Annotated in this window: 21 protein-coding genes; 12 read left to right on the plus strand and 9 right to left on the minus strand. The window is 46.2% G+C overall.

The window, feature by feature from the left end:
* Positions 1–215: 215 nt before the first annotated feature.
* A complete protein-coding gene (locus tag AAA946_RS17280) occupies positions 216–998 on the plus strand; it encodes a hypothetical protein (protein WP_338166033.1) in 783 nt (260 codons plus the stop codon).
* Complete coding sequence (locus tag AAA946_RS17285) at positions 995–1,807, plus strand: hypothetical protein (RefSeq protein ID WP_338166034.1); 813 nt, start codon at positions 995–997, stop codon at positions 1,805–1,807. Before AAA946_RS17280 ends, AAA946_RS17285 begins: the two co-directional genes overlap by 4 nt.
* On the opposite strand, the gene AAA946_RS17290 is transcribed toward AAA946_RS17285, so the two are convergent.
* From AAA946_RS17290 to AAA946_RS17305, 4 genes are all read right to left on the minus strand, one after another.
* Complete coding sequence (locus AAA946_RS17290) at positions 1,794–2,750, minus strand: LacI family DNA-binding transcriptional regulator (RefSeq protein WP_338166035.1); 957 nt, start codon at positions 2,748–2,750, stop codon at positions 1,794–1,796. The genes AAA946_RS17285 and AAA946_RS17290 overlap by 14 nt on opposite strands.
* Before the next feature lie 270 nt (positions 2,751–3,020).
* Positions 3,021–3,329 carry a PTS N,N'-diacetylchitobiose transporter subunit IIA gene (gene chbA / locus AAA946_RS17295; protein ID WP_338167195.1) on the minus strand — a complete coding sequence of 103 codons (309 nt, stop codon included), beginning with the start codon at positions 3,327–3,329 and terminating at the stop codon, positions 3,021–3,023.
* Positions 3,330–3,476: 147 nt separating this feature from the next.
* The gene (locus AAA946_RS17300) at positions 3,477–4,805 is read right to left on the minus strand and encodes a PTS sugar transporter subunit IIC (protein WP_338166036.1); all 1,329 of its coding nucleotides are present in this window, start codon (positions 4,803–4,805) and stop codon (positions 3,477–3,479) included.
* An 80-nt stretch (positions 4,806–4,885) separates the two neighbouring features.
* Positions 4,886–5,191, minus strand: coding sequence for a PTS sugar transporter subunit IIB (locus tag AAA946_RS17305; RefSeq protein ID WP_042470000.1), 306 nt, complete (start codon positions 5,189–5,191; stop codon positions 4,886–4,888).
* 365 nt (positions 5,192–5,556) lie between these two features.
* Here AAA946_RS17305 and AAA946_RS17310 point away from each other — a divergent pair, with 365 nt between their 5' ends.
* Complete coding sequence (locus AAA946_RS17310) at positions 5,557–6,879, plus strand: PTS sugar transporter subunit IIC (protein WP_338166037.1); 1,323 nt, start codon at positions 5,557–5,559, stop codon at positions 6,877–6,879.
* A gap of 27 nt (positions 6,880–6,906) precedes the next feature.
* Here AAA946_RS17310 and AAA946_RS17315 read toward each other — a convergent pair whose 3' ends face one another.
* The 4 genes from AAA946_RS17315 to AAA946_RS17330 form a co-directional block, all read right to left on the minus strand.
* Entirely contained in the window at positions 6,907–7,794 is an 888-nt protein-coding gene (locus tag AAA946_RS17315; RefSeq protein ID WP_338166038.1) for a DMT family transporter, read from the minus strand.
* 29 nt (positions 7,795–7,823) lie between these two features.
* Positions 7,824–8,441, minus strand: a complete 618-nt coding sequence (locus AAA946_RS17320) for a 3'-5' exonuclease (RefSeq protein ID WP_338166039.1) — start codon at positions 8,439–8,441, stop codon at positions 7,824–7,826.
* A 209-nt stretch (positions 8,442–8,650) separates the two neighbouring features.
* Positions 8,651–10,087 carry an IS1182 family transposase gene (locus AAA946_RS17325; RefSeq protein WP_338163447.1) on the minus strand — a complete coding sequence of 479 codons (1,437 nt, stop codon included), beginning with the start codon at positions 10,085–10,087 and terminating at the stop codon, positions 8,651–8,653.
* 107 nt (positions 10,088–10,194) lie between these two features.
* Positions 10,195–11,643 (minus strand): glycoside hydrolase family 1 protein, encoded by a 1,449-nt coding sequence (locus tag AAA946_RS17330; RefSeq protein ID WP_338166040.1) that lies wholly within the window; start codon positions 11,641–11,643, stop codon positions 10,195–10,197.
* Positions 11,644–11,850: 207 nt separating this feature from the next.
* Between AAA946_RS17330 and AAA946_RS17335 the strand changes: the two genes are divergently transcribed.
* The 9 genes from AAA946_RS17335 (at position 11,851) to AAA946_RS17375 (ending at position 22,550) form a co-directional block, all read left to right on the plus strand.
* Positions 11,851–12,567 (plus strand): GntR family transcriptional regulator, encoded by a 717-nt coding sequence (locus AAA946_RS17335; RefSeq protein WP_338166041.1) that lies wholly within the window; start codon positions 11,851–11,853, stop codon positions 12,565–12,567.
* A 123-nt stretch (positions 12,568–12,690) separates the two neighbouring features.
* Positions 12,691–13,605 carry a sigma-54 interaction domain-containing protein gene (locus tag AAA946_RS17340; protein ID WP_338166042.1) on the plus strand — a complete coding sequence of 305 codons (915 nt, stop codon included), beginning with the start codon at positions 12,691–12,693 and terminating at the stop codon, positions 13,603–13,605.
* A gap of 177 nt (positions 13,606–13,782) precedes the next feature.
* Positions 13,783–16,092, plus strand: a complete 2,310-nt coding sequence (locus AAA946_RS17345) for a hypothetical protein (protein WP_338166043.1) — start codon at positions 13,783–13,785, stop codon at positions 16,090–16,092.
* A 162-nt stretch (positions 16,093–16,254) separates the two neighbouring features.
* On the plus strand, positions 16,255–17,793 hold the full coding sequence (locus AAA946_RS17350) for a glutamate synthase-related protein (RefSeq protein WP_338166044.1): 1,539 nt from the start codon (positions 16,255–16,257) through the stop codon (positions 17,791–17,793).
* 149 nt (positions 17,794–17,942) lie between these two features.
* On the plus strand, positions 17,943–18,878 hold the full coding sequence (locus AAA946_RS17355; RefSeq protein ID WP_338166045.1) for an AraC family transcriptional regulator: 936 nt from the start codon (positions 17,943–17,945) through the stop codon (positions 18,876–18,878).
* 122 nt (positions 18,879–19,000) lie between these two features.
* Positions 19,001–20,170, plus strand: coding sequence for a MerR family transcriptional regulator (locus tag AAA946_RS17360; protein WP_338166046.1), 1,170 nt, complete (start codon positions 19,001–19,003; stop codon positions 20,168–20,170).
* Positions 20,171–20,601: 431 nt separating this feature from the next.
* Positions 20,602–20,988 carry a lactoylglutathione lyase gene (gene gloA, locus AAA946_RS17365; protein WP_042470576.1) on the plus strand — a complete coding sequence of 129 codons (387 nt, stop codon included), beginning with the start codon at positions 20,602–20,604 and terminating at the stop codon, positions 20,986–20,988.
* 26 nt (positions 20,989–21,014) lie between these two features.
* Positions 21,015–22,112: an alkene reductase gene (locus tag AAA946_RS17370; RefSeq protein ID WP_338166047.1), complete on the plus strand. Its 1,098-nt coding sequence runs from the start codon at positions 21,015–21,017 to the stop codon at positions 22,110–22,112.
* A 162-nt stretch (positions 22,113–22,274) separates the two neighbouring features.
* A complete protein-coding gene (locus tag AAA946_RS17375; protein ID WP_338166048.1) occupies positions 22,275–22,550 on the plus strand; it encodes a nitrogenase-stabilizing/protective protein NifW in 276 nt (91 codons plus the stop codon).
* A gap of 85 nt (positions 22,551–22,635) precedes the next feature.
* Here the strand turns inward: AAA946_RS17375 and AAA946_RS17380 are convergent, their stop codons facing one another.
* Positions 22,636–24,069, minus strand: coding sequence for a PTS transporter subunit EIIC (locus tag AAA946_RS17380; protein ID WP_338166049.1), 1,434 nt, complete (start codon positions 24,067–24,069; stop codon positions 22,636–22,638).
* Positions 24,070–24,271 lie beyond the last annotated feature (202 nt).

Here is a 24,271-nt window from a genome sequence, read left to right on the forward strand (position 1 = left end):
CACCATCTCGTATAAATACTTAGACTAAATGAGAATATTCCGTGATGGTTGCTTTACGTAATATTAATTCAATGTATGCGTGGTTTTTATTTTATTTTAATTTTGAATGACGCCTCGCAATATATATAAACAATGTTTAGAAATTTGAGGTGGGATAAGGTTCGTAAAAATTTGATGCTGTATAACAGTGGTGAAATTCAGCGCAAATTTATTCAATGCAGTTAAAACAGTCCTTCACCAATATTTTCTATATTTTTCTCTACACACTGCTGATTGGCTGTGTGTATCAGTTTTTTACGTTTCGCGAGCAGGCACATCAAGAAGCACAGCAAGTGCTAAGTGGCGTCGAGCGTCAGCTAACTCAAATTCAGTCAGAGTTGCATATATTGTCTAACTATCTGTTTCCGTTAGCAGAGTGCGATAAATCGATGCAGACAGAGCTTGGTCATACGGTATTTCGCAGCGTCTCAATGCGCGGCCTTTTTGTTGGTACTAAGCAGCCAGATCACTATCAATTCTGTAGTAACCTAGGAGCTACGAATCAGCCGCTGGATAATTCGTTTTGGAATGAAGCACGAAAAGGGGATATTGGTTTTGCTAAGTTGCGCTCGCCAACGCATGACGGTAATACTTCTTATGCGCTAGCACTCTATCGAGATGAAAACGTCGCGATTGCAACAATTAACCCAACGGCGATATTGGGATGGTGGGTACAAGAAGCGCCTCGGGATACTCATCGGATCCTTCACTTCTCGCATGATGAAACACCACTTTTGGAAAAACATAGCTCCTCTTCTGGAGATTACAAAACCACCAAAGAGTCGCTGCTGTTTCCTATTTCGATTTCAGTCTATAAAGATACCGCTCTCTATAGACAAGGGATTACCACTTTTATCGTAAGGCTGTTATTGGTGTTTGGAATGGTAGTGGGTGCCGTTGCACTGATTGGCTGTCGCAAAAAGCAGGTGCAGCCTAAGAAGGTGCAGGAGCTAAAATGAGAGTCGTCATCTATTCATTGTTGCTCACTGTATTGCTTAGTGTTTTGAGTTATATCCTTGCAACCGCCACCATTAAACAAGATATCGCCAACGAGCTTGAGGCCAGTCTGGCAAGCATCGACAACAGAATTGAATCTATTCTGAATTTGGTAGTGTCGCTGCCAAAACATGAAGGATGCACACCAGAACATCGTCGATTCTACAATCGAAAAGCATACATCGAAGAGGAAGTCCGAGCGCTAGGCTATGTAAGAAACCACGCAACGGGCTGGTATGCGTGCAGCTTGTTTGGAGAAGTGTCATCAAACAAAAATTATTGGGCAGGCAATACTAGTGAGCAAGGTGTGTTTATTGGTTGGTCTCTGCTAACGACATACTTCCCAGAGCCATCGTTTGTTGTGGCTCAGCAAGTAGGAGATACGGAATATTTTGCCTATGTGAATCCACGTAGAATGCTAGGGCATTGGTTAGAGAGCCCGCTTCGCGATTACTTTTATCAGGTGTATCTATTGGGAGAGTCACTGCCGCGTTATTCAAGTGAACACGTCAATATCGATAACAGTTTTTGGTCTACTTTTATTCTTAGCCATCGCGTTGTATCGCCACAATACCCTTATGAATTAAAGGTATCGGTATCACGCAGTGCAGTATTGCTGAGAACGGCGACCTATACGCTGAGAATGCTACTGGCCTTTGGCGTTATTTGGTGGATTTTTATCGTGGTTAGACGGGCACTTAGACCCGTTGTTCTGCAGCGTGCTGGTTATGAACACTCTGCTAGCGATGAGCACCATACTAACGACGATTGATAACCGATTCACGAGTGACGAGTCGACCAGTAATTAACGGCTTGTTCGACACTGGCTTGTCTTCCAGAATTGCGTCCAACTTCTCCATAGCCATATCGACGATCTGCTGTGAAGGGTAGCTGATGCAGGTCAGGGGAGGATTGAGCTGGCTTGCCAACTGTGAATCTTCCAGTGACACGATCGAGACTTCTTGAGGTGTCGCTAAATTGAAATCTCTGAATAGGTTCATTGCCACAGCGGCTTGGCTGTCACGCATTACTACCAAGGCCGTAAACGGGTGGTAGCTGTTTAGTAGTGACATAATTGCTTGTTCATTGTTGCCATTCGCTGTGACGATAAGCTGTCTATTGACTGGCATTGCCGAGTTTTGTAGCGATGTTTTATAGCCTTCGAGCACTTGTGTCGACGCGTAACTTTCATCGTCCACGACGATGGCTATGCTTGCGTGACCTTTACTCGATAAGAAGCGGCACGCACTCTCTGCTGCGAACTTGTAATCGTATCCGATAGCATGCTCAGCGCTCGCTAAACTATCGATGGCAATGACGTTGTCGTTAGCCAAGGATTTAATCGTGCCACCGAGTGAGATGATAGCGTCACAGTGCCTTTGATTAAGTTCTTCTACCATACGAACTTGCTCGTCTGCTGTTTCTGCAAATTGAACCAGCATGTGTTTGCCTTTCGCTTTCAGTGATTTAGCAAGTAGAGGTAGGTAGGTAGACACTTGTCCAGCGTCGCTAGAAGAGAGGATCACGCCAATATAATCGGAGCGTTGATTTGCCAGGGTTTGCGCAGCGGCATTTGGGCGGTAGTTAAGTTCTTCGGCGGCGCGCAATACAGCCTCACGACTCTCTGGCTTAACACCACGGCTGCCGCTCATCACGCGAGAAACGGTCGCTTTCGATACGTTTGCTAGCAGAGAGACGTCGGTGATAGTAGCCATGACAACAACCTTAATAGATTCATAGAGTTTCTAGAACTGGGAAACCGTTTCCCAAGATTTCCGTTATTGTACTCTTTCAGAGGTAGTGTTCCAAGTCTGATGAGAGGGTATAAGGTGAGAAAAAAAGCAGCTCAGTGTAAGGAGCACGACTGGGCTTTTACGACTAAGCTGCTACGACCAATGTATTGAAAACGCTCCTATAAGACGTTTTCGTGCCTGACTCGTTCCTTGAATGGTCGAAAAAACTGAAAAAAGTAAAGTGAGACCGTATTACTTAGCGGTACGCTTGTGCAGTTCAATCATTTCCGTGACTAACTCTTTTGCTAGCATGGAAGTCATTAGGTGATCTTGTGCGTGAACCATCACTAGCGTCATCTTCATTTTACCCGTGCCTTCGTCGGCTTCGATAAGCTGGGTCTGAACTAGGTGAGCTTGGTTTGCAAACTCTTGCGCTTCTTTCATCAAGCCTTCAGCTTCTTCAAACTCACCGTTTTTAGCATGGCGAAGTGCTTCATAACATAGGCTGCGAGATTGACCCGCGTTGATGATGATGCCCATGACTTGTTCTTCTAGATCCATAGTTTCCATGTTACTTACCTCTTAAATTCTTAAATGGCGCCTACCGAAAGGTAGACAGTGTCGCCCCACGCTCAACCCCAATTAAGACTAGGGGGCGACTTTTTTATTATTTGTTTCAACAGTGTCTGATAGCTCAGAACGGGTTGATTATGCTGTTACTGGCTGACCTGCCGCTTCCTGTTGCTTTTTCTCGTCCGCTGCTTCTTGCTCAAGAAGTTGTTTCTCATAAGCTTTTAGGAATGGTAGGTACATCATTGCTGACATAGCCATACAGATGAAGCACATGATCACAGGACTGAATGCCCAGTTAGCTGCCCACGATGCACCGATAGGTCCTGGTGTTGTCCAAGGCGTTAGAGAAACCACACGCTCTACTAGACCCCAGTCAAGAGCAAACCAACCTAGAGTCGCGTTCACCATTGGTACCAAGATGAATGGCAGGAAGAACACAGGGTTCATGATGATTGGTGCACCAAATAGAATGGGCTCGTTGATGTTAAATAGACCTGGTACAGCACCCATCTTACCAATGGTACGTAGGTGAACGGCTTTACTACGAAGCAGTAGGAACGCAAGTGGAAGTGTTGAACCTACACCACCAATTAGTAGGTAGTGATCCCAGAAACCTTGAACGAAGATGTGCGGAATCGCTTCACCTGCGGCCATTGCTGCTTGGTTAACCGAAAGGTTCGCCATCCAGAATGGGTTCATGATACCGGTTACGATAAGTGCACCGTGGATACCAGCAAACCAAAGGATCTGACAAACCAATACCGCTAGTAGAACGGCTGGTAGCGTATCAGACGCAGAAACAAGCGGTTGAACAAGAGCCATGATTGCTTCTGGGATGATCATGCCAGTTTGCGCTTCGATGAATAGGTTTAGAGGATGAAGCGTGATGATGATTGCCAGTACAGGGATCAGGATTTCAAATGAACGCGCAACACCTGTTGGTACTTCTGGTGGAAGCTTGATTGTGATGTTGTTGCGCTTCAGGAATGCGTAAACTTCAGTAGAGTACAGTGCAGTAATGATCGCCGTGAAGATACCTTGACCAGAGAAGTACTGCATGGACAGCATGCCGTCTTGAACTGGCGCTGCAACAAGTAGGAAGCTCATGAGTGATAGCAAACCTGTCGTAACAGGATCAAGATCGTGATGGCGAGCCAAGCTTGACGCTATCCCCACCGATATGAATATGGTCATGATCCCCATACTCAAGTTGAATGGCAGCATGAGCTGCTCACGATATGTCTCAGAAAAATCTAGCCATGCGCGTGCAAATCCCCAAGTCGTTTCCGCAGAAAACGGAGGGAAGATAAACACCAGCATGAAAGAACCAACAATCATAAAAGGTAGTGCAGCAATAAAGCCGTCACGTATAGAAGTGATGTATTTTTGTTGACCAATCTTACCAGCAATAGGGGTGACCTTTTGCTCGATAACATTGACCATTTTGTCGTACATAGCGCCCATGTCGTTACTCTCGTTAGGATAAAGTTTAGAAAAGCTCGGCGTCGAAAATTGACTAAGGGGGGACGCCGAGCAAAAACAGGTTAGCCGATAAGTTCTAGTGCAAAATCAAGCACTTTATCGCCTTTCTGCATGCCGTAATCCATCATGTTGATTGGCTCAACTTTGATGCCGTGAGCATCTGCTTTCTTTTGGAAATCTGCTTGCATGTATTTCACTTGAGGACCAAGAAGAACAACCTCGTAGTTACCTACTTGAACGTCGAACTCACTTGCGCCAAATGCTTTGATTTCAGCCTCGATACCGCGTTCTTGCGCAGACGCTTCCATTTTCTTAACCAGTAGAGAGGTAGACATACCAGCAGAGCAGCAAAGCATAATTTTTTTCATTTTTTCTTCTCCAGAATCTTGAATGCCTAATCAATATGCCCTTAAGGAAATCATTTGGAAACCGGTTTCCAAATTATTTCCAGTTAAGTGTGAAAACGATCACTGGAAACCAGAGTTATGGCGAAAAATTCGTGACACAGTTAACGAATGATCTTTGCCTGGGAAACCCGCCACCTCAAATGGTGTTAATGACCTTCATTTCAGGTCTAGTGACAGTTCACCAGTCGTTGGGGCGTGATCTAAAGTTGGAATTTATCGAGTGATGGGGAAAAAAATGTGGTGGAGTCAGCATATTTGGATAGTGGGTTTCCGAGACGCTTTGTATTCCGGTATCCTGACGCGGATCCATATAGCCGGTAGAGTAAATGAACCAATCCATTATGAGACTGTGTGCCAATCAGGTAGAACAGTTCATGAACCCTGTAGCAAAACTGCTGATGCGCAGTCAGCACCTTATGGCTATGCGTGATGGTTTCCAGTTGGCGATGCCCTTCATTTTTGTCGGCTGTATGTTTGTCCCGATTATCTTTCCTCCGTTTGCCGATTCCGAGTCTTGGATGTCGATGGCTTGGATGGACTTATCTCTGGCTTTAAGACCCATCTTGTTGCCAACTTATCAACTGACACTGGGCGTCGTAGGGCTTATCGTTTCTTTTGGCGTTTCGGCCAGTCTCGCGAAGAGCTATCAATTGCCAGAGCGACTGTCTGGATTGACGGGGTGTATGGCGTTTCTCATGCTGGCCGGCTTCTATATCGATGGACAAGAAGATGCTCGCTATCTAGGTGGTGCCGGTCTGTTTACAGCGCTTATCGCAAGTCTGTATTCAATAGAAGTCGTTAGGTTCTTTATCCGCATGGGCTGGTACATCAAGATGCCGGAAGATGTGCCTATTTTAACGATTCAAAGTTTTAAGCTCATCGTGCCGATCTTTGCCGTGATGATCAGCATTTCAACATTCAATGTTTTCCTTGATGCTGAGTTTGGTGTGCACTTTCCGCAATTAATAGAAGAGCTATTCCGCCCTTTAGTGCTAGCCTCAGATAGCCTCGCTGCGGTGTTAATTTCGATACTGATTTGTCAGCTTCTTTGGTTTATGGGGATTCATGGCGCGCTGATCATTACCGGAATTATGAATCCATTCTGGATGTCCAATCTGCTTGAGAACCAAACTGCGTTGGAAGCTGGCGGTCAGGTGCTCCCTCACATCTATCTACCTGCTTTTTGGGACTTTTTTGTTTTGATTGGCGGGGTAGGTTCAACATTACCATTGGTCTATCTTGCGATTAAAAGCCGTTCAAAACAGTTGAAGTCGGTGGGTAAGGTTGGCGCGATTCCGGCGATATTTAATATTAACGAGCCAATATTGTTTGGCTTCCCAATTATTATGAATCCGCTTTTCCTTGTGCCGTTTATTTTTGTCCCAATGCTCAACGCAACCATTGCTTGGTTCTTAACTTCGGCGGAGATTTTGGATCGCGTGGTATTAATGATCCCATGGTCAGTACCAGCTCCAATCGGTGCTGCGTGGGCTGCCAATGGTAGTTACATGAACGCATTAATGGTCGTGTTTGCTATGGTCAATGCTTACTTTATCTACCTGCCTTTCTTCAGAACCCATGAGAAAATTTTGGTTGAGCAAGAAGAAGAGCGAGCAAAACGAATGCAGCAAGCACAAGTGGCCCAGTAGCTGCGTGTGCCCGCTGTCATTGAGTGTTTATTTAGCAGCGACTCGTTTACCGAAGGTATTGATCAAAGCCCCTATCACTATGAGTGAGCCACCAATGTAAGTCCAAACAGTAGGGACTTCATTGAACAGCGCTAAACCTAGCAAAATAGAGAACACAATCTGAACATAGGAGTATGCCGAAGCTTTTCCTGCCGCTTGGGTTTGCATTGCTTTGGTCAATCCTAGTTGACCTATTTGCGTGAAGACACCCACCAACACCAGCATCATGGTGAGATACCAATCCGGCATCACGAAGTCGTCGCCAATCAATAGAATTGAGACTGGCAATGCAACCAATGGGAAGTAGAAAATGATCACTGAGCTGTCTTCAGTTTGGCTTAGCTTCCTAACGATAACGTAGGCGATAGAGCTGCCAAATGCGCCAAGGAGCGCAACACCCACACTAAATAATGGTAGCGACTCTGCCGTGTTGCTGCCTAACGTTGGTCCTACCATAAACGTTAAGCCGAGAATACTCAGCACGATACAAATGATGGTCGACTTCTGAATGTTTTCTTTTAGAAACCAGAACGCAAGCAAGGCAGTGAAGATAGGGTGGATATACTGGAGTATTGTCGCTTCCGCTAGAGGTAGCGTTGTCACTGAATAGTACACACAAATCAAAGCCAGTGAACCGACGATACCGCGCAATAGCAGCAAAGGCCTATTGTGCCCCCACACTGAAATTCCTTTCCTTTTAACATCCAGATAGCTCAGCACCAGTGAAACCAATGCACGCGCCGCTACGATTTCAAATACGGGAATACCATAAGTACTCACGTATTTCACACAGACAGACATCAGCGCAAAGCCGAGTGCCGATAACACCATGTAGCGAACGCCGACAGGGACGATGGAGTCAAAAGTTGTGGTCATAGTCGTCTCTTTAAAAGGTTGAAGTCGTGCTATTTGTGTTTGGTTAGGAATTTGCCAACCGATGCTTTTGGCTGTTTGGCGAGCTTTTGCATTAGCTCAAAACTAGGCTGCGCAATGGCGTGTTTCTCAATAAGCGAGTTGACGAGAATCAACCATAGTGACGCTGTCACCTCGGCGTCGGCTAACGCTCGGTGGAATACGCCATCGTTAGCAATATTATGGTAGGCCACCAGATCACCCAATTTGTGTGAATTGACCTCTTGGTTTAGTCGGCGAGAAACCAAGAGTGAACAGGCAAACTCACCACTATAACCTTTACCAATCAGATCCAGTTCGGCATCTAGAAAGCGCTTATCGAAAGAAGCGTTGTGAGCCACTAGATTGGCATCGCCAATAAAATCGACGAACTCGCTCATCACTTCGTCACAGTTTGGTGCGTGGCTTAGCATATTGTTGGTGATACCTGTGTAGCCCTCGATGAAGCTGCTAACTCGGAACCCCGGATTCATCAATGATTGAAAGCGATCAACCACCTGGCCATTCTCCAGTTTCACGGCACCAATTTCGATAGCGCGATCGCCTTGGTTAGGCGATAAGCCCGTGGTCTCAAAGTCGAGTACGATGGCGGAGGTGGCGGGTGCGGACATAGCGAAATCTCACGAAAAAGTAGGGAGGCAGAGTCTAGCTTGAACGCGTCGTGAAGGGAACCTTCCAAGTACTGATTTTGGTTACATACTGCTTATATCAAAAAGAAAAGGTCCAGATGAACTGGACCTCAGATTGCTGACGAACCCCGCTTTTTCAAGCGGGGTTCTTTTTTCGGAGCGGCCGTAGGCCGCGATCGCGATATTTTTTGTTAGATAGCGTTCTGAAGTGAGTAAGGCTTAAATCGGCATACAGAGGCTAGTATTTGACTTATTTCTGCCTTATTTAGGCCCATTTTTCGCAGATAGCTCACCACCAACGCTATCTTCTTGATGTTTTGAGCGGCAGCGGCTAACCAACATTGCATTTGCACTTTTGCGAGACCGCGGTAGCGCGCGTAACGGTGGCCATGGTGTTGTTTTGCATCGGCGAAGCTTCGTTCTACTGTTTCACTTCGCCTCCGATACGTCTTCTTTCCGTAGCTAGAGAGTCGCATTTGATTGGCTCGCTCCACCGTCTCACTATAAAGGTGACGCGTTATGACCTTCTGCATATTTTCACTCTTAGTACAGTCGTCCCGAACGGGGCAAAACGCACATTGTTTCGGGTCTGAAGCGTATGAGCGATAGCCTGCGCGTGTTGTGGTTTTATAGATAAGTTCTTGCCCTTCTGGACAGCGATAGGTATCGGTCTCTTTTTGGTATTTGAAGTCTTTCTTCTTAAATTTGTTCTTAGTTCTTGATGGGCGGCGATACCCGAACACACCTAATATACTGCGGCGCTCGAGTGATTCAGCAACAGGCGCAGTGAAGTAACCTGCATCGATACCAACTGCGATAGGATTGAGGTTGAACTGCTCTAGTGTGTGATCGAGACGACGGATATAGGGCTGTGAGTCATTCACATTCCCCGGTGTTGCGTATGTGTCTACGATGATACCGTGCTTACCATCCACGGTTCGGTGGTCAAGATAGAAGAAGCCTTGAGGCTTATTGTCTCGTGTCATAAAGCCACTTTCAGGGTCGGTGGTGCTGACTTTAGTGTTTTTGACGTCTGTCTTTGGTGGCGTCTCTTTGAATGGATTTTTACCTTCAGATTCTCGGTCTGCAGCCACATCTTCATTCAGCATATCAAGATAAGCGCCTGCACTAACTGGACGCAGACGATTCATGTGCTTGTTCTTGTTAGCATTGGCTTTAAGGTGTGTACTGTCAGTGAAGAGCTCCTGTCCTGCGACTAAGCCTTTCTCCATCGCTTGAAGCACTATGTTGTTGAAGATGCGCTCAAAGACGTCAGTACCATTGAAGCGTCGAATTCGGTTCTGGCTTAACGTCGAAGCATGGATAACTTTTTCGGTCAGTGACATTCGTAAGAACCAACGATAAGCGACGTTCACTTCAATTTCTTTGACCAGTTGGCGCTCACTTTTGATGCCGAATAGGTAGCCAAGCAGAATGATTTTGAATAAACGCACAGGGTCTACGGGTGGGCGGCCATTATCTTTGCAGTATAGATGTGCCACTTCGTCTCTGATGAACTCGAAGTCGATGGCATTATCAATTTTACGAACGAGATGATTCTGTGGAACGAGCTGTTCCATGGTTACCATTTCGAGTTCGTATTGCTGAGGAGAAGGTTTTTGAAGCATATCGGAGTATCCATATTTCGATACTCCTATTAGATCAAAGGTCTAGCTTGAAAGCTAGACCTTTGTCAGCAGTCTGAGGTCCAGATGAACTGGACCTTTTAAGACGGTTAACCTAGGTTCTCCCCATTGGTTTCGATGACTCTTTGATACCAGTAGAAGCTGTCTTTTTTGTAGCGTTTTAGCTCTTTTTCACTCTCTTCATCGCGGTCAACGTAGACGAAGCCATAACGCTTCGCATAACCATTTAGCCAGCTGAACAGATCTTGATAAGACCAAGTGCAGTAGCCGATTACTTCACAGCCATCTTCAATAGCATCGTTGATAGCTTCAACGTGCGCTTTTAAGAATGCGATACGATAGTCGTCGTGCACACGACCGTCTTCGGTCAGCGTGTCATACGCGCCCAATCCGTTTTCACTGATAAGAATCGGTAAGTTATAGCGAGACGTGATACGGCGAAGTGCGACGCGTAGGCCTTCTGGATCGATTGCCCAGTTCCAGTCGGTCATTTTTAGATGTTCGTTGTCTGCGCGAACATAGTAATCATCAGTAGGGATGCGAGCGACATCAGAAACCACAGACACTTGCGCAGCATTACCGGTTTGTGCCGTCTCTTGGCGGTTTTCTGGTGCAACATAGGTAGCTGATTGATAGTAGTTCAGACCCATGAAATCACAGATACCTGCTTTAAGTAGCTCTTTATCACCTTCTTGGAAGTCGATGTGGATGCCAAGACGCTCGAGCAGTTTTAGACCAATCTTTGGATAAGCCCCTTTCGCGTAGACATCCATCCAAAGTAGATCTTGTATCTCTTGTGCGTTTTCAGCAGCAATCACATCTTCTGGAGAGGCGGTTTTTGAGTAGGTCGGGCTGTAGGCAAAGCTCGCACCAATTTGACCTTTGATACCCATCTCTTTGAATCGCTTCACAGCATTGGCATTTGCTAGGCTTGCGATATGGTTGGCATTGATAAAGCGTTGGTAATCAGAAACTTTTGGTGGATGGATCTTTTGAACGTACCCTAGGCTTGTGAAAATATTCTGCTCATTCATGCAAACCCAGTAAGGCACCTTGTCACCATACTCACTGAACAGGACTTCGCAATAACGCGTAAAGTCCGTCAGAATTTCACGACTTTCCCAGCCTTGATATTCGTCTTGCAGCGCTTGTGGAAGATCCCAGTGGTAGATAGTTAGGATCGGTGTGATGCCACATTCGATCAGTTTATTGATAACGTTGTGGTAGAACTCTACACCCTTCGGGTTTACCGTGCGGCCATCTGGCATGATGCGCGTCCAAGCGACAGAGAAGCGATAGGCCTTCAGTCCCATCTCTCGCATCAGTTCGATGTCTTCTTCATATTTATGGTAGAAGTCAATCGCTACTTCACCTGTTGTATCTTTAAACGTGTTACCTGGAACGCGTGAGTACACATCCCAGATCGAATCGCCTTTACCATCTAGATTCGCTGCACCTTCGATTTGATAGGCTGCTGATGCGCTGCCCCATAAGAAGTTCTCTTGAAATGCCATAGCTACCCCGATTAACCCTTTCATGTATTTGTTTTCTGCCTTCGATAATATTAAAACCATATGGTTTTGTAATTACCAGGGCTTAAAAATTAGATCTTGATCGCCATTTGTCTTTGGTTTTCTGATGGGGTAAACAATTAAACTATAGGTTTATGTTGAATTGCTTGAGTATGACTTTACTAACAAGTAGTCTAAGTGTGCATCAAGAATTAGAGAAAGTGAGTGGGTGAAATGGTCAAATATCAGGGCATTTATAGTGAAATGAAGCAGCGTATTTTATCGGGATATTACAGTGCGTCCGATAAGCTCCCTGATGGCAAAACTCTAGCTCAAGAGTTTGAATGCAGCGAGATCACACTCAAAAAGGCACTCGACTTCCTTGTCAAAGAAGGGTTGGTGGTGCGGAAGCGTGGTTCGGGGTCGTTTGTGAAACAGCGCTCAAGTGCTGTGTCTCAATCTCACCTACTTGGAACTAAAAAGCGAGCTGAGGATCGCGGGCAAACCGTTAATACTCGTGTTGTCACGTTTAAGTTACTGGAAGCGACAGAAGATATCGCGGTGAAACTAAAATGTGCGGTTGGCGATGAGGTCTACAGCGTTACTCGCGTTAGGATATTGGACGGCGTACCAACGATTATTGAGTACATCTACCTATCGAAGGCTGTGGTTTCAAATTTGTCTATCGAACATGTTAAGTCGTCGATTTATGGCTACCTGAGTGAACACCTAAACCAAACTGTTCACAGCGCGAACCTCAAGATAACAGTAGGACACGCGACAGCGACTGAGGGAGAGTATCTCAGCATACCTACGGGTGGACACTTGGTCTGTGTGGCACAAAATGCGTACCTAGATAATGGTCAACTATTTGAGTATTCAGTGGCAAAGCATCTGTGTGAGTCGTTTGAGTTCTCAACAACGTACGTGAAAAGCGAGACTCAGCTGTAACAACAAAGACTTAATGGTACTCGATTCCAGCGTCTCATAAATGAGACACTCTCACCCCTCATCATGTGATGACTACAGCTAAACTGTATAGGAGTAGTCGTTAAGTTTAGTGAGGAGGATCCTTTGACTGGCTTAAGTGGAGTCAGCAAAGCCATTGATATTACTAATAAACGGATTTCAAAATATGCAGCCAGTGACAGTGAGATACTGATCCAAGGAGAGACTGGTGTTGGTAAAAGTCGCTGTGCGAAACTGATTCATGAATTATCAAAACGTCATCAAGGGCCATTTGTCGAAATCAACTGTGGCTCCATTCCTCGTCCCCTTATTGAGTCTGAGTTGTTTGGTCACGAGAAAGGTGCCTTTACTGGGGCGGTTAAAAAACACGTTGGATTTATCAAACGTGCCCATAAGGGGACCCTATTTTTAGACGAAATTGGAGACATGCCTTTAGAAGTTCAAGGGCATTTACTGCACTTTTTGGAGTCGAAAGAGGTACACAGTCTAGGTTCTGACAGTAATTGCAGTGTCGACTGCCGAGTTGTAGCGGCGACCAACGAGCCGATCGACGCCTTGATTGCGCGAGGTGATTTTCGTCAAGATCTATTCTATCGTCTCAATGTTCTACCTCTTTCCATTCCACCGCTTCGTGAGCGGGCTGATGATATCTTAGAGCTTGCTAATGACTTTTTATCCAAGGAAATGGCCGCGCTTGGGCGCTCGGACATTCGCCTGTCAGAGAGCAGTTATACGGTCTTGAAGCACCACTTATGGCCTGGAAATATTCGTGAACTTAAAAACGTGATACGAAGGGCGGTGGTGCTGGTTCAAGGTAATATTATCGAGCCGGACGCACTCGGTCTTGATGCGATTTGTAGTTTTCAAGCCTTGGGGCACAATCGCTTGTGTTCAAAGGACTTAGAGCAGGTCATTCGTGAGCATAAGTTCAACATGACAGCCGCTGCTCGCTACCTCAATATCTCTCGCCCAACCTTGTATCGCTTGATCAAGAAACACAATTTAGATCTCGACAGTTAACGGAAAGGGTTTACACCTTGTAACACCCCTCTATATCTCGGATCTTTTTTTATATCAGTACCTTACTGGATTTTACTGTCCCCTATCTATCGCGAGGTTGTTTAAAAACAATAAGTTAGGTGCTGGTATAAGAATTGCTCATATAGGAGTTCAATCATCACTCGTAAGGAGTATGGAATGAACTCTCAGCGAACCACAACAGCGCAGCGGCTTTGTTATTCTGCTGTATTAGCGTCTTCTTTAGCGCTAGCAGGCCATGCGCAAGCTAAACTCGACGGCGCCATTTTTACCACTACCCCCGGTGGGGAGATCGTCAATGAAAATGTGCGCTATGAATCCAAACTTGAAGTTTTCCTTGATGGCGGTCCAGGGCCCAATGCTCCAGGGACAGCCGCCGCGCTTCCGGCTGGTTATTATTACTTCCAAGTGACTAATCCTTCTGGTAAGTGTTTGTTGTCAAGCGTTGAGCCGGACGCAGGTGTGAATGGTGGGACATGTTATGAAGCAGTGAAGGGTAAAGGTGGGCCGAAAAACGCAGAAACATTTGTGGCAGAGCCTCTCGAGTGTCGCCTTTTTTACTTTGATGGTGAGGATGGTATAACACTCACTAATTCAACCTATACAGTGACACAAAAAGTCAAAGGGCAATGGGTAGAGCAAGAGATACCTTGTCAGCATCTACTGGGAAGTGAATATCTAGCACAGAATGGCGGTGAGCTCTCTGAAGGAGACACCATCCAATTGTTCCCATTTGCGAATACGCCCAATTCTGGCGGCGTTTACAAAGCTTGGGTGTCAACCTATGACAGTGTTTATAACGCCTGTAACGGGAATGTTTATAACGGTGAAACGGGTGAAAATTGTAGTGGCTTCTTTGGCTTTATTCCCAAGTTCTCAAAAACAGACAACTTCAAGGTGCGCTTAGGAGACAAAGAAACACCGGTCACTTACGACATTGGATTACGTGCGTTTCATGATAAAAACCTGAATTGTCAGTACGATCCGGATTACACGACGCCAGCTAACGGTGATGAACTCATTGAAAGCTGGGACTTTGGTGTGACAGACCCGCTTGCACTTAGAAACATCTTCCGCACCACCAATTCAGAAGCATTCCCAATCACCTTTAGTGTGTTAGAGCAAGAGATGCTGGCTTGGTCTGTAGACCACTTTATGTGGTTCGCGTCGGTCAACAATGTCGCTCCACTCAATGCCAACTTTACTCACTTTACGACCTTTGCGGAGCTACGTAATTATGCCGCGCAACACAACGATGGCGCTTTGCGTCTCGGCTTTGTATCACCTTTGGCGTGTGATCAAGGGGTGGGACCTGCCGTGATCAGTCGAGACTCTGGTGAGCAGACCGATGATGGTTTTGTGCCGAGTAATTTTGCAGATGCACTACCGGGCAAAAAAGGCGTCGACCCCGACCCTGTGCTCGTGGTTGCCTTTGGTAGCGTTGGTATTGCCGACATTACAGTGTGTAAAGTCTTCGACAAAAACAAAGATGGGATGAAAAATGACGGTGAGGGTTATATCCCGAACTGGCCAGTGAGTTTAACCGTCCCTTTGAGTGTGCCTCTACCAGATGACATTAACCCGCAAGCAACGCCAGAATTATGGGCTGAGCTGGTGGCTATTTTTGGCAATGACATTAGTGGCATGTATAACCGGGTGATCTCAAAGCAAACATCTGATAATGGTTGTGCGAGATTCCGAGCGTTGGTACCGAATATCCGTGGCGATCTTGCCCCTTATGAGTTGAGCGAACAGTTAAGCCAAGCTCAAGGTTGGAGCAATACCTCAGCGGCAACGATATTGTTCGATGTTCGTTCAGTACTGACCTATGTTAACGGTCTACCAGTCATTGACGGTGAAGTCGTGAACCGCAACGACGGCAAAACTGGTGACACGTTTGACTTTAATAATGCTTGCGATGTCATTGTAAACTTTGACACCAAAGGTTACTGGCACAACAAAAATGGCCTAGCTGAGCTTAACGAGTCTGATCGTGACTACGTTAACAGCCTAGCGCCTTATAGCTCACCTTCGGCTTACTTCGAAGCTGGTGATGAACCTTTCGATGGCCAGTTCCAAGGCGGAGAGCCTGTTGCTGCAGCCTTTAGTGGCGATAGCGTTATTTGGGAGGCAGGTACCTGGCAATCTGAAGTGTCGCAATTCTTGGTTGATAGTAATGGTAATGCGGAAGCAAATATGCACAAAGAGCAGCTTGCTCAGCAATTGCTAGCGTTTATCTTCAATACTCGTCATAGACCAGGAGCGGGCGGTTTGTCTGGCTCTGCAACCATAGAAGTGAATGGGACTTGGATGACCATCGACGATATCATTGCGCTTGCAGTGACGACTTGGTCTTCATCGGATGTTGAGGCGATCATTTCGCTAGGTGCGACATTGGATGGTTTTAACAACAATAATGCCTTGCCTGTAGCACCACAGGATTACACGGATTGTTTAGCGCCTTTTTAGGTTTTGATACCGATACATCGTTATCTATAGTGAGTCGATTATGCCAGCCCAATGTGGGCTGGCTTTTTTTTGAATTAGGACTATTGGCTGCATCATTATCGCCCTCCAAACTAGTAAAGGATGTTCTACGCTTACACTACACGAAGCGAGCAAGGAAGTTATATGAGCAAACCGATAATTGCCAATAATGCCCCAATAAAAGTCGAGCTAGTCAAAGATCAAGAGTACTACTTTTGTACTTGTGGGCGTTCAAAAAACCAACCTTATTGTGATGGTTCTCATGCTGGAACCGGTTTTACCCCTAAGGCGTTCAGCGCTGACTCATCGGGTGATGCCTACCTTTGTCGATGCAAACATTCGGCGAATCTCCCATATTGCGACGGTACACATAAAAACTTTTCAAGTGAACAAGTCGGACAAGAAGGCCCAGGGGTCTCTGTGTCTAGTGAGCAAGCGCCAGTCGCGTCGCCAACCAAAGAAGAACCTACGGTAGAGTTTATTCATCAGCTCGCCCGAGAAGGGCTATCGAAACTTGGTCATCATGGTCCTATGACATCCATGGGGGTTCCTAGGCATTTGCTTCCTCATTGGGACGATTTGCAAATCATGGTGGCACAAATGGCAACTAAGCCATTGATGGAGGATACCAAGGTGTCGACAGAGCTTGTGATTGGCCCTCAGGCGAAAAAACCGCTCAAGCTATCGATCCCCTTGTTTGTATCTGACATGAGTTTCGGCGCATTATCTGAAGAGGCAAAAGTTGCGCTTGCTACAGGTGCTGAACTGGCAGGAACAGGTATCTGTTCTGGTGAGGGAGGTATGCTGCCGGAAGAGCAAGCTGCCAACTCACACTACTTTTATGAGTTGGCGAGTGCAGGCTTTGGCTACGATGAGCAGAAGCTAAAATCGGTGCAGGCATTCCATTTCAAAGGTGGTCAAGGCGCCAAAACGGGTACCGGAGGGCACCTTCCTGGTAATAAAAATATTGGCAAGATTTCACAGGTACGTGGCATTCCTGAAGGAGAGCCTGCCATATCGCCACCCACGTTCAAAGATCTCAATACAGCTGAGGATTTTAAAGCGTTCGCAGATCGGGTGCGAGAAATCACAGGCGGTATTCCGATTGGTTTTAAACTTAGTGCCAACCACATTGAAGAAGATATCCAATTCGCTCTTGATGCCAGCGCAGACTACATCATTCTTGATGGCCGTGGTGGAGGAACCGGGGCCGCACCGCAAATGTTTCGAGATCACATCAGCGTGCCAACCATTCCAGCACTCGCGAGAGCGCGGCGATATCTTGATGAGCAAGGCATGAGCGGTAAGGTGACGTTGATCATTACGGGTGGTTTGCGCGTTCCAATGGATTTTGTGAAAGCAATGGCACTTGGCGCTGATGGTGTGGCAATTTCCAACAGCGCAATGCAATCAATAGGCTGTGTAGCTGCGAGAATGTGTAACACCAATAATTGCCCTGCAGGTATTGCCACCCAAAAAGCCGATCTCAGACAACGACTGAACGTGGAGAAGGCATCGCATCAACTGAAAAACTTTTTTGAGGCTTCTGTGTCATTGATGCAAGTCATGGCTAGGGCATGCGGGCACCACGACTTGAGTCAGTTTAACCGTAACGACTTGGCGACTTGGGATCGGGATATGGCGCATTTGTCTGGCGTGAAGTACTCGGGATATGAAGGCTAGCTCCGCTCCTTTTTATTGAAAAGCGACAAGCTCATTAGTTTCATTGGGCTTGTCGCTTTTTTGCGAGTGAGGTGTAGGTATTTAACTGTTTTTATATACAGTATATTGCTACAATAATTTGGTTGTTTATTCGTCTATGAAGCCAGCCAATGAAAGTCGATTACCACAAAAAACTTCGTCCAGTTATCCGCTATATAGAGCAAAACTATGGCCAAGCCCTTAACCTAGAGAGGGTCGCTGAGCGCGTTCATTTGTCTCCGTATCATTTTCACCGAATTTTTAAGGCCGTTACCGGGGAAACTCTTAATGATTTTCTGCGTCGATTGAGGTTGGAGCAGGCGGCCAACAAGCTTTTTTATAACAAACCAAGTGTCACCGAAGTCGCGCTTAGCCACGGCTTTGGGAGCTCTCAAAGCATGGCTAAAGCGTTTCAAAAGTACTTTGGAATCACACCAAGTCAGATCCGCGACTGTGACGATCTTGAGCAATACACTCAGTTAATACGGGATAGCAAGATTGGACACTTAGTTGGCAATAATGGACACGAAGTTGCCCCTGGCTCTCCATATACTGAACACGAACTTACAGCAAACGCACAATCGCTGAATAACAAACGAAAAACGTGGAGCACATCTATGGAAATTAAAACATTTGAAGCGAGCCAGTTGGCTTATGTGAGAGTAACAGGACCATACGGAGAAAATTACGAGCCAGCTGTGGATCAGCTTTATGGCTGGGCAGGACCAAACGGTCTTGCGGGCAACACCAGTATTTTCATTTACCATGATAACCCTGAGATCACGCCAGCAGAGAAGTGTCGTACGGACATCGGATTGCTGATTGAAAAGCCAACGACAACACCACCAGGAATTGAGTTAACGGACTTTGAAGGTGGCAAGTACGCTTGCATTAGAAAAACCATCACTGAGAAATCTCAATATGGCGAAGCATGGGAAGAGCTACTGGGACAAGTCGTCGAGCAGCAATTTGAAACCGATGATCGTCCTTGTTTCGAGCTGTACCACTCTTATGATGTGGAGACACATGTCGCCGATGTCAGCATTTGTACTGCCATTAAGGCATAGTCCCAAAATTTAGAAGTTAGAGCACCGCGGCCATTTTGGTCGCGGTTTTTTTCATTTTTCGTTGACCTGTCTACAGCTTTATAGTTTAAAGTCCATAACCATCAATTGGAGAGGGCGCTATTGTGTATCGAATATCAGAGCTGGCTGCCGAAGTAGGGCTGTCGCGGACCGCGCTGCTTTATTATGAAAAACAGAAGCTTATTTGTGGCAAAAGATTAGCTAACGGCTACCGCGTTTATAGTGATAACGATCTACAGCGAGTCCGATTGATTCAGCAGTTGCAAGCGGGTGGATTAACACTCAAAGAGTGTAAAGCGTGTTTAGAAGCAAAGGTCGATAGAGCGTTGCTTCAAAACCGGCTGCAAACGCTGGAGCAGGAACTTGAGCAGAAGCAGAAGTCGCGTGATCTACTGGCGGCGATGTTAGGTGAAGGTGATTTAAAAGCTTGGCACGAAGGGCTAGACAAACTTGCACCTGATGCTCATTTAGATTGGTTAATTAAGCAAGGCTTTAATGAAAAGGAGGCCTTGCGTCTGAAATGGTTATCTAAAGATATGAACGAACATGATATTTATATGGCTGACTTTATGAAGGTTTTCGAAACGCTAGAGCGTTGGGGGCCGGGCAGCGAACAAGAAACACGTAAAGCACTAAACGCAGTACCAAAAGCGCCTCAGCAGCTTCTTGAAATAGGTTGTGGCAAAGGTTTGGCAACCAAAGTACTAGCAGAAAACAGCACTGCACACATTACCGCCATCGATAATGAGCAGTTAGCGCTAGATCGTCTTACTAAGCGCTTTGAAGCGCTTGGTTTATCCGAGAGACTCAATACTGTCTCCGCAAGCATGACCGAGCTTCTGTTTGAACCACAAAGCTTTGATCTCATTTGGGCGGAAGGCAGCGCTTATATAATGGGTGTAGAGAAAGCGTTGTCACAATGGAAGCCGTTGCTGGCCGAGCAGGGGTGTATCATGTTGAGTGACATGGTTTGGAAGACATCAGCGCCAAGCGAAGCATCTGTGGCATTTTGGAATCAAGAGTACCCGGACATCCAACAGGTTGAGACACGTCTTGAGCAGATGAAAAAAGCAGGTTATCTCGTTGTCGAGCATTTTCCGATGAGCCACGAAGCATGGGCGAACTACTATGAACCGCTTGCTGAGCGCGTCAAAGAGCTTGAATCAGAGATGTCTGAAAAGGCAGCATGGAAAGATATCAAGCATGAGGTAGAGATCTGTACAAAATTTGCAGAAGAGTTTGGTTATCATATGTTTATCGTTCAAAGGCAGTGATATTAAGGTGTCTCCTTAACCCGACTCCCCACCCTCAATAAATTCGTCACCCCAAACACATCCGCCATCCTAAATATATCCGTCATCCTAAATATATCCGTCATCCTCACGAAAGTGAGGATCTCCTAAAGCGCGTAGCCAACTGAAAATATTCACTGAGTCACTTAAATCAGCCTTGAAGTGCGCTGAATGAGATCCCCTTTTGCAAGGGGATGACAATATTGTTCTCAGACAACTTTGGATGTCTACTGCGACTTAGGCATTGTCTTAGGTCCATCATTCCAAAAAATTATCCAAATCATAATATCTGATAATTTAACGTACTTTCCCTTTTGTCGTAATCTAGCGCCAGTTGGAGATCACCATTTCGTTTATGTCGTCGACTCACCCATGTCCGTGAGTGTCCGCATAAGATTCAGACGAGGGTAAATATGAAAGTTTTGCACACAATGATTCGCGTAGTGGACCTAGATAAGTCCATTAAATTCTACTCAGAAGTTCTTGGCATGAAGGTGTTAGACCGTTTCGAGAATGAAGAGTATCGCTATTCACTCGTTTTTGTTGGCTACGAAGGTCAAGATGCAGGCTCTACCATCGAGCTGACTTATAACTGGGATACAGACCAGTACGACCAAGGTAATGCTTGGGGACATATTGCAATCGGTTGTGATGACATCTATGCGGCATGTGAGCGCATTGAACAGCTTGGTGGCAACATTACTCGTGCACCGGGTCCAATGAAAGGCGGCGAAACTCACATCGCGTTCGTGAAAGATCCCGATGGTTATTCTATTGAGCTAATTCAATCGAGCAAATAATAGAGAACAGATAGAGGATAACGATTATGACAGATGCAATGTTTCAACCCATTCAACTTGGTTCGCTGACTTTAAAAAACCGTATCGTGATGCCGCCGATGACTCGCTCTCGTGCATCGCAGCCAGGCAACGTAGCCAACGACATGATGGCGCAGTATTACGCACAGCGCGCTTCAGCAGGTCTAATTGTTGCTGAAGGCACGCAGATTTCTCCAATGGGTCAAGGTTATGCTTGGACACCAGGCATCTACTCGCAAGAGCAGATTGCGGGCTGGAAAAAAGTAACGGACGCCGTGCACGCTAAAGAAGGCGCAATTTTCGCTCAACTATGGCATGTAGGCCGTGTTACGCACCCAGATAACATCGGTGGTGAACAGCCAATTTCATCGTCTGCGCTCAAAGCAGAAAACGTGAAAGTGTTCGTCGACAATGGCAGCAATGAGCCAGGTTTTGTTGACGTTGTTGAGCCACGCGCGATGACCAAACAAGACATCCAAGAGGTGATTGGTCAGTACCGTCAAGCGGCTTTAAACGCTGTTGAAGCGGGCTTTGATGGAATCGAACTGCACGGTGCAAACGGTTACCTTATTAACCAGTTTATCGACTCAGAAGCGAACAACCGTGATGATGAGTATGGTGGCTCAATTGAAAACCGTCTCCGCTTCCTAGATGAAGTAGTCGCGGCCGTTGTTGACGCGATTGGTGCAGATAAAGTGGGTGTGCGTCTCGCTCCATTTACGTCGCTAAACGGCACAGTCGATAAAACACCAGTAGAGACGTACACGGCAGCAGCGCGCGTACTGGACAAACACAATGTGGTTTACATGCATGTTGCTGAAGTGGATTGGGATGATGCCCCAGACACGCCTGCAGAGTTTAAAACGGCAGTACGTGAAGCGTACCAAGGCACCATTATTTACGCCGGTCGTTACAATCAGGACAAAGCAGAGCAAGCGATCCTTGGCGGTCTTGCGGATATGGTAGGCTTCGGTCGTCCATTTATCGCAAACCCAGATCTACCAAGTCGTATCCAACACGGCTACCCCCTAGCACCGCACAACCCAGAGACTCTGTTCGGTGGTAACGAGGTTGGTCTTTTAGACTACCCAGAATACCAAGCGTAATTGACTGTTTAGTGCTGTAACTTGAGCACGATAATCAAATCACGTAACAAGATTAGGCTCGAGGCGAGGGGACATCCTATTTATAGGTATGGCGTCTCGGGCTTCCTCTTTCTTGTTATCTCTAATACACTCTTCATACGTTCACCTCTCTTTCCGGCTGCAATGAGCTTTACCGATATCCAAGACAAACTGGCCACTTTCACTGCTCTTGAGCAGGTCTTTGACTATTTTGAAGTCGACTATGACCGCAAGTTTCTTGATGAATATCGTCTGCCACTTCTCAAGCGCTTCAATGGTTATCTGTTAATGCAAAAACCAGATGATTGGTTCGCTGCGAGGCGAGTTCTGCGTAATGCGTATTGCAAAATCCAGCGAGGCCGTCTCGATCCCGCAACACGTTCGGCATGCCGGGGATGTACATCTTGTATTAGGCGCTAACAAAGGCGGTAAACAAAAAAGGCTCACAACCTAGAGGTTATGAGCCTTTGTTTTATATTGTGTTTTGGATGTTTAGCTGTTGCGCTTATTTGTCGTCAACGTTCACAAACATCATGGTGAGCGTAAAGGCCAGTGCAAATACACCTACAACGCCCAGTACGGCTTGGATGAAGTTCTGAGTACCGCTCGCCAAGTACGCTGGAAGGCTGAACACAGAAGACAAAATGTAGCTGGTTAGGTGAGTATCAATGGTCACTGAAATCGCGCCTACGATACCTGCTGCTAGGCTCGCCATAAATAGGGCTTTTGTGTACTTGGTCAGTACGCCGAACAGTGCTGGTTCTGTAATACCAAGGATAGCGGTTACGCCTGAACCTACTGTGACTGAAGATTGCTCTTTAGAAACGCGATTGCGTTGTTTGTACCATACCGCCATCGTTGCGCCAGCAATTGCTAGGTTACCCAGACACATAATCGGCATCAGCAAATCTTTTCCGTACAACGCAAAGTTGTTGAGGCTGATTGGTGTCATGCTGTGGTGGATACCAAACACAATAGTAATAGGACGAGTGATACCGAACACAAAACCAGTAAGCGTTGGTGAAATCTCTAGGAGTGAGCTTACTACCCAGCCCGCGCCATTACTTAACCACATGCCTGCCGGAGCAACAAGTGAAAGAACAATGGTTGAAGTCACTGTGAAGGCCAGTAGCGGGGTGAATACAGGCTTCGCAGAAGATGGCACAAAACGGTCCACAAACGGAGTCACTTTAGAGAGTACCCAAACTGCAAGGATTGCTGGCACGATAGCACCGCCGTAGTTTAGCAGTTCGATAGGCACGAAGCCCAATACGGTTAGCTCAGGAGTACTGCCCGCTTCTTTTAGCATTGCCGCTTTATCAACAAGCTTTGGAGCCAGCATTGCAGATGAAACCGCAAGCGCAATGTACTCGTTCACTTTAAATACTTTAGCGGCCGAAAAAGATACCAACATAGGAAGGAAGAAGAACACCGCAACTGAAATCGAGCGGAAGAAGAATACCGTGTCCGACGACTCCGAAATCACACTCGTTGCAATAAGGCCTGAAAGCAGACCCATCAACATACCTGCGCCAGCAATCGCTGGAACGACAGGGCCAAAGATACCCGCCACAATACGCATGGCATTTTGGAACAATTTGCCTTTCTCTGCTTCTGAAATAGGCTCTTCAGTGGTAGTGCTTACGCCGGAAAGCGCGTTGTACCACTTTTCGACATCGACACCGATGACGATTTGAGTTTGACCTTGAGCAAGCACCACACCTTTGACACCTGGGATAGCTTCTAGTACGTCCTTGTTGGCTAGAGATTCATCGGCAAGCTTAAAGCGAAGGCGCGTCATACAGTGCGTGATGTTGATGATATTGTCATCCCCACCCAGCGCAGTGACAAGCGACTGTAGATTGTCGTTGAAACGGCTTTGCTCGCTATTGGTATTAGTTTTTGAGTTCACGTCGTTTAGCGTTTCGGTTAGTTGCATAGTAGGATTTCCTATCTTCTACCGTTATTCGATGGGGCTATCATATCCAGCGATAAGATTTGTCCCAATCGAAAAAACAGAGAGATTCATCACATTAAATGCGTGAATTTACTAATTTTAAGCTATTTTTGACGATTGGTTCGTTTTTCTTTAAAAAATCACATCGATAACGAACCAGTTAAAATTGGACATAAATTAGCGC

Source organism: Vibrio sp. 10N, assembly GCF_036245475.1.
Classification (GTDB): Bacteria; Pseudomonadota; Gammaproteobacteria; order Enterobacterales; family Vibrionaceae; genus Vibrio.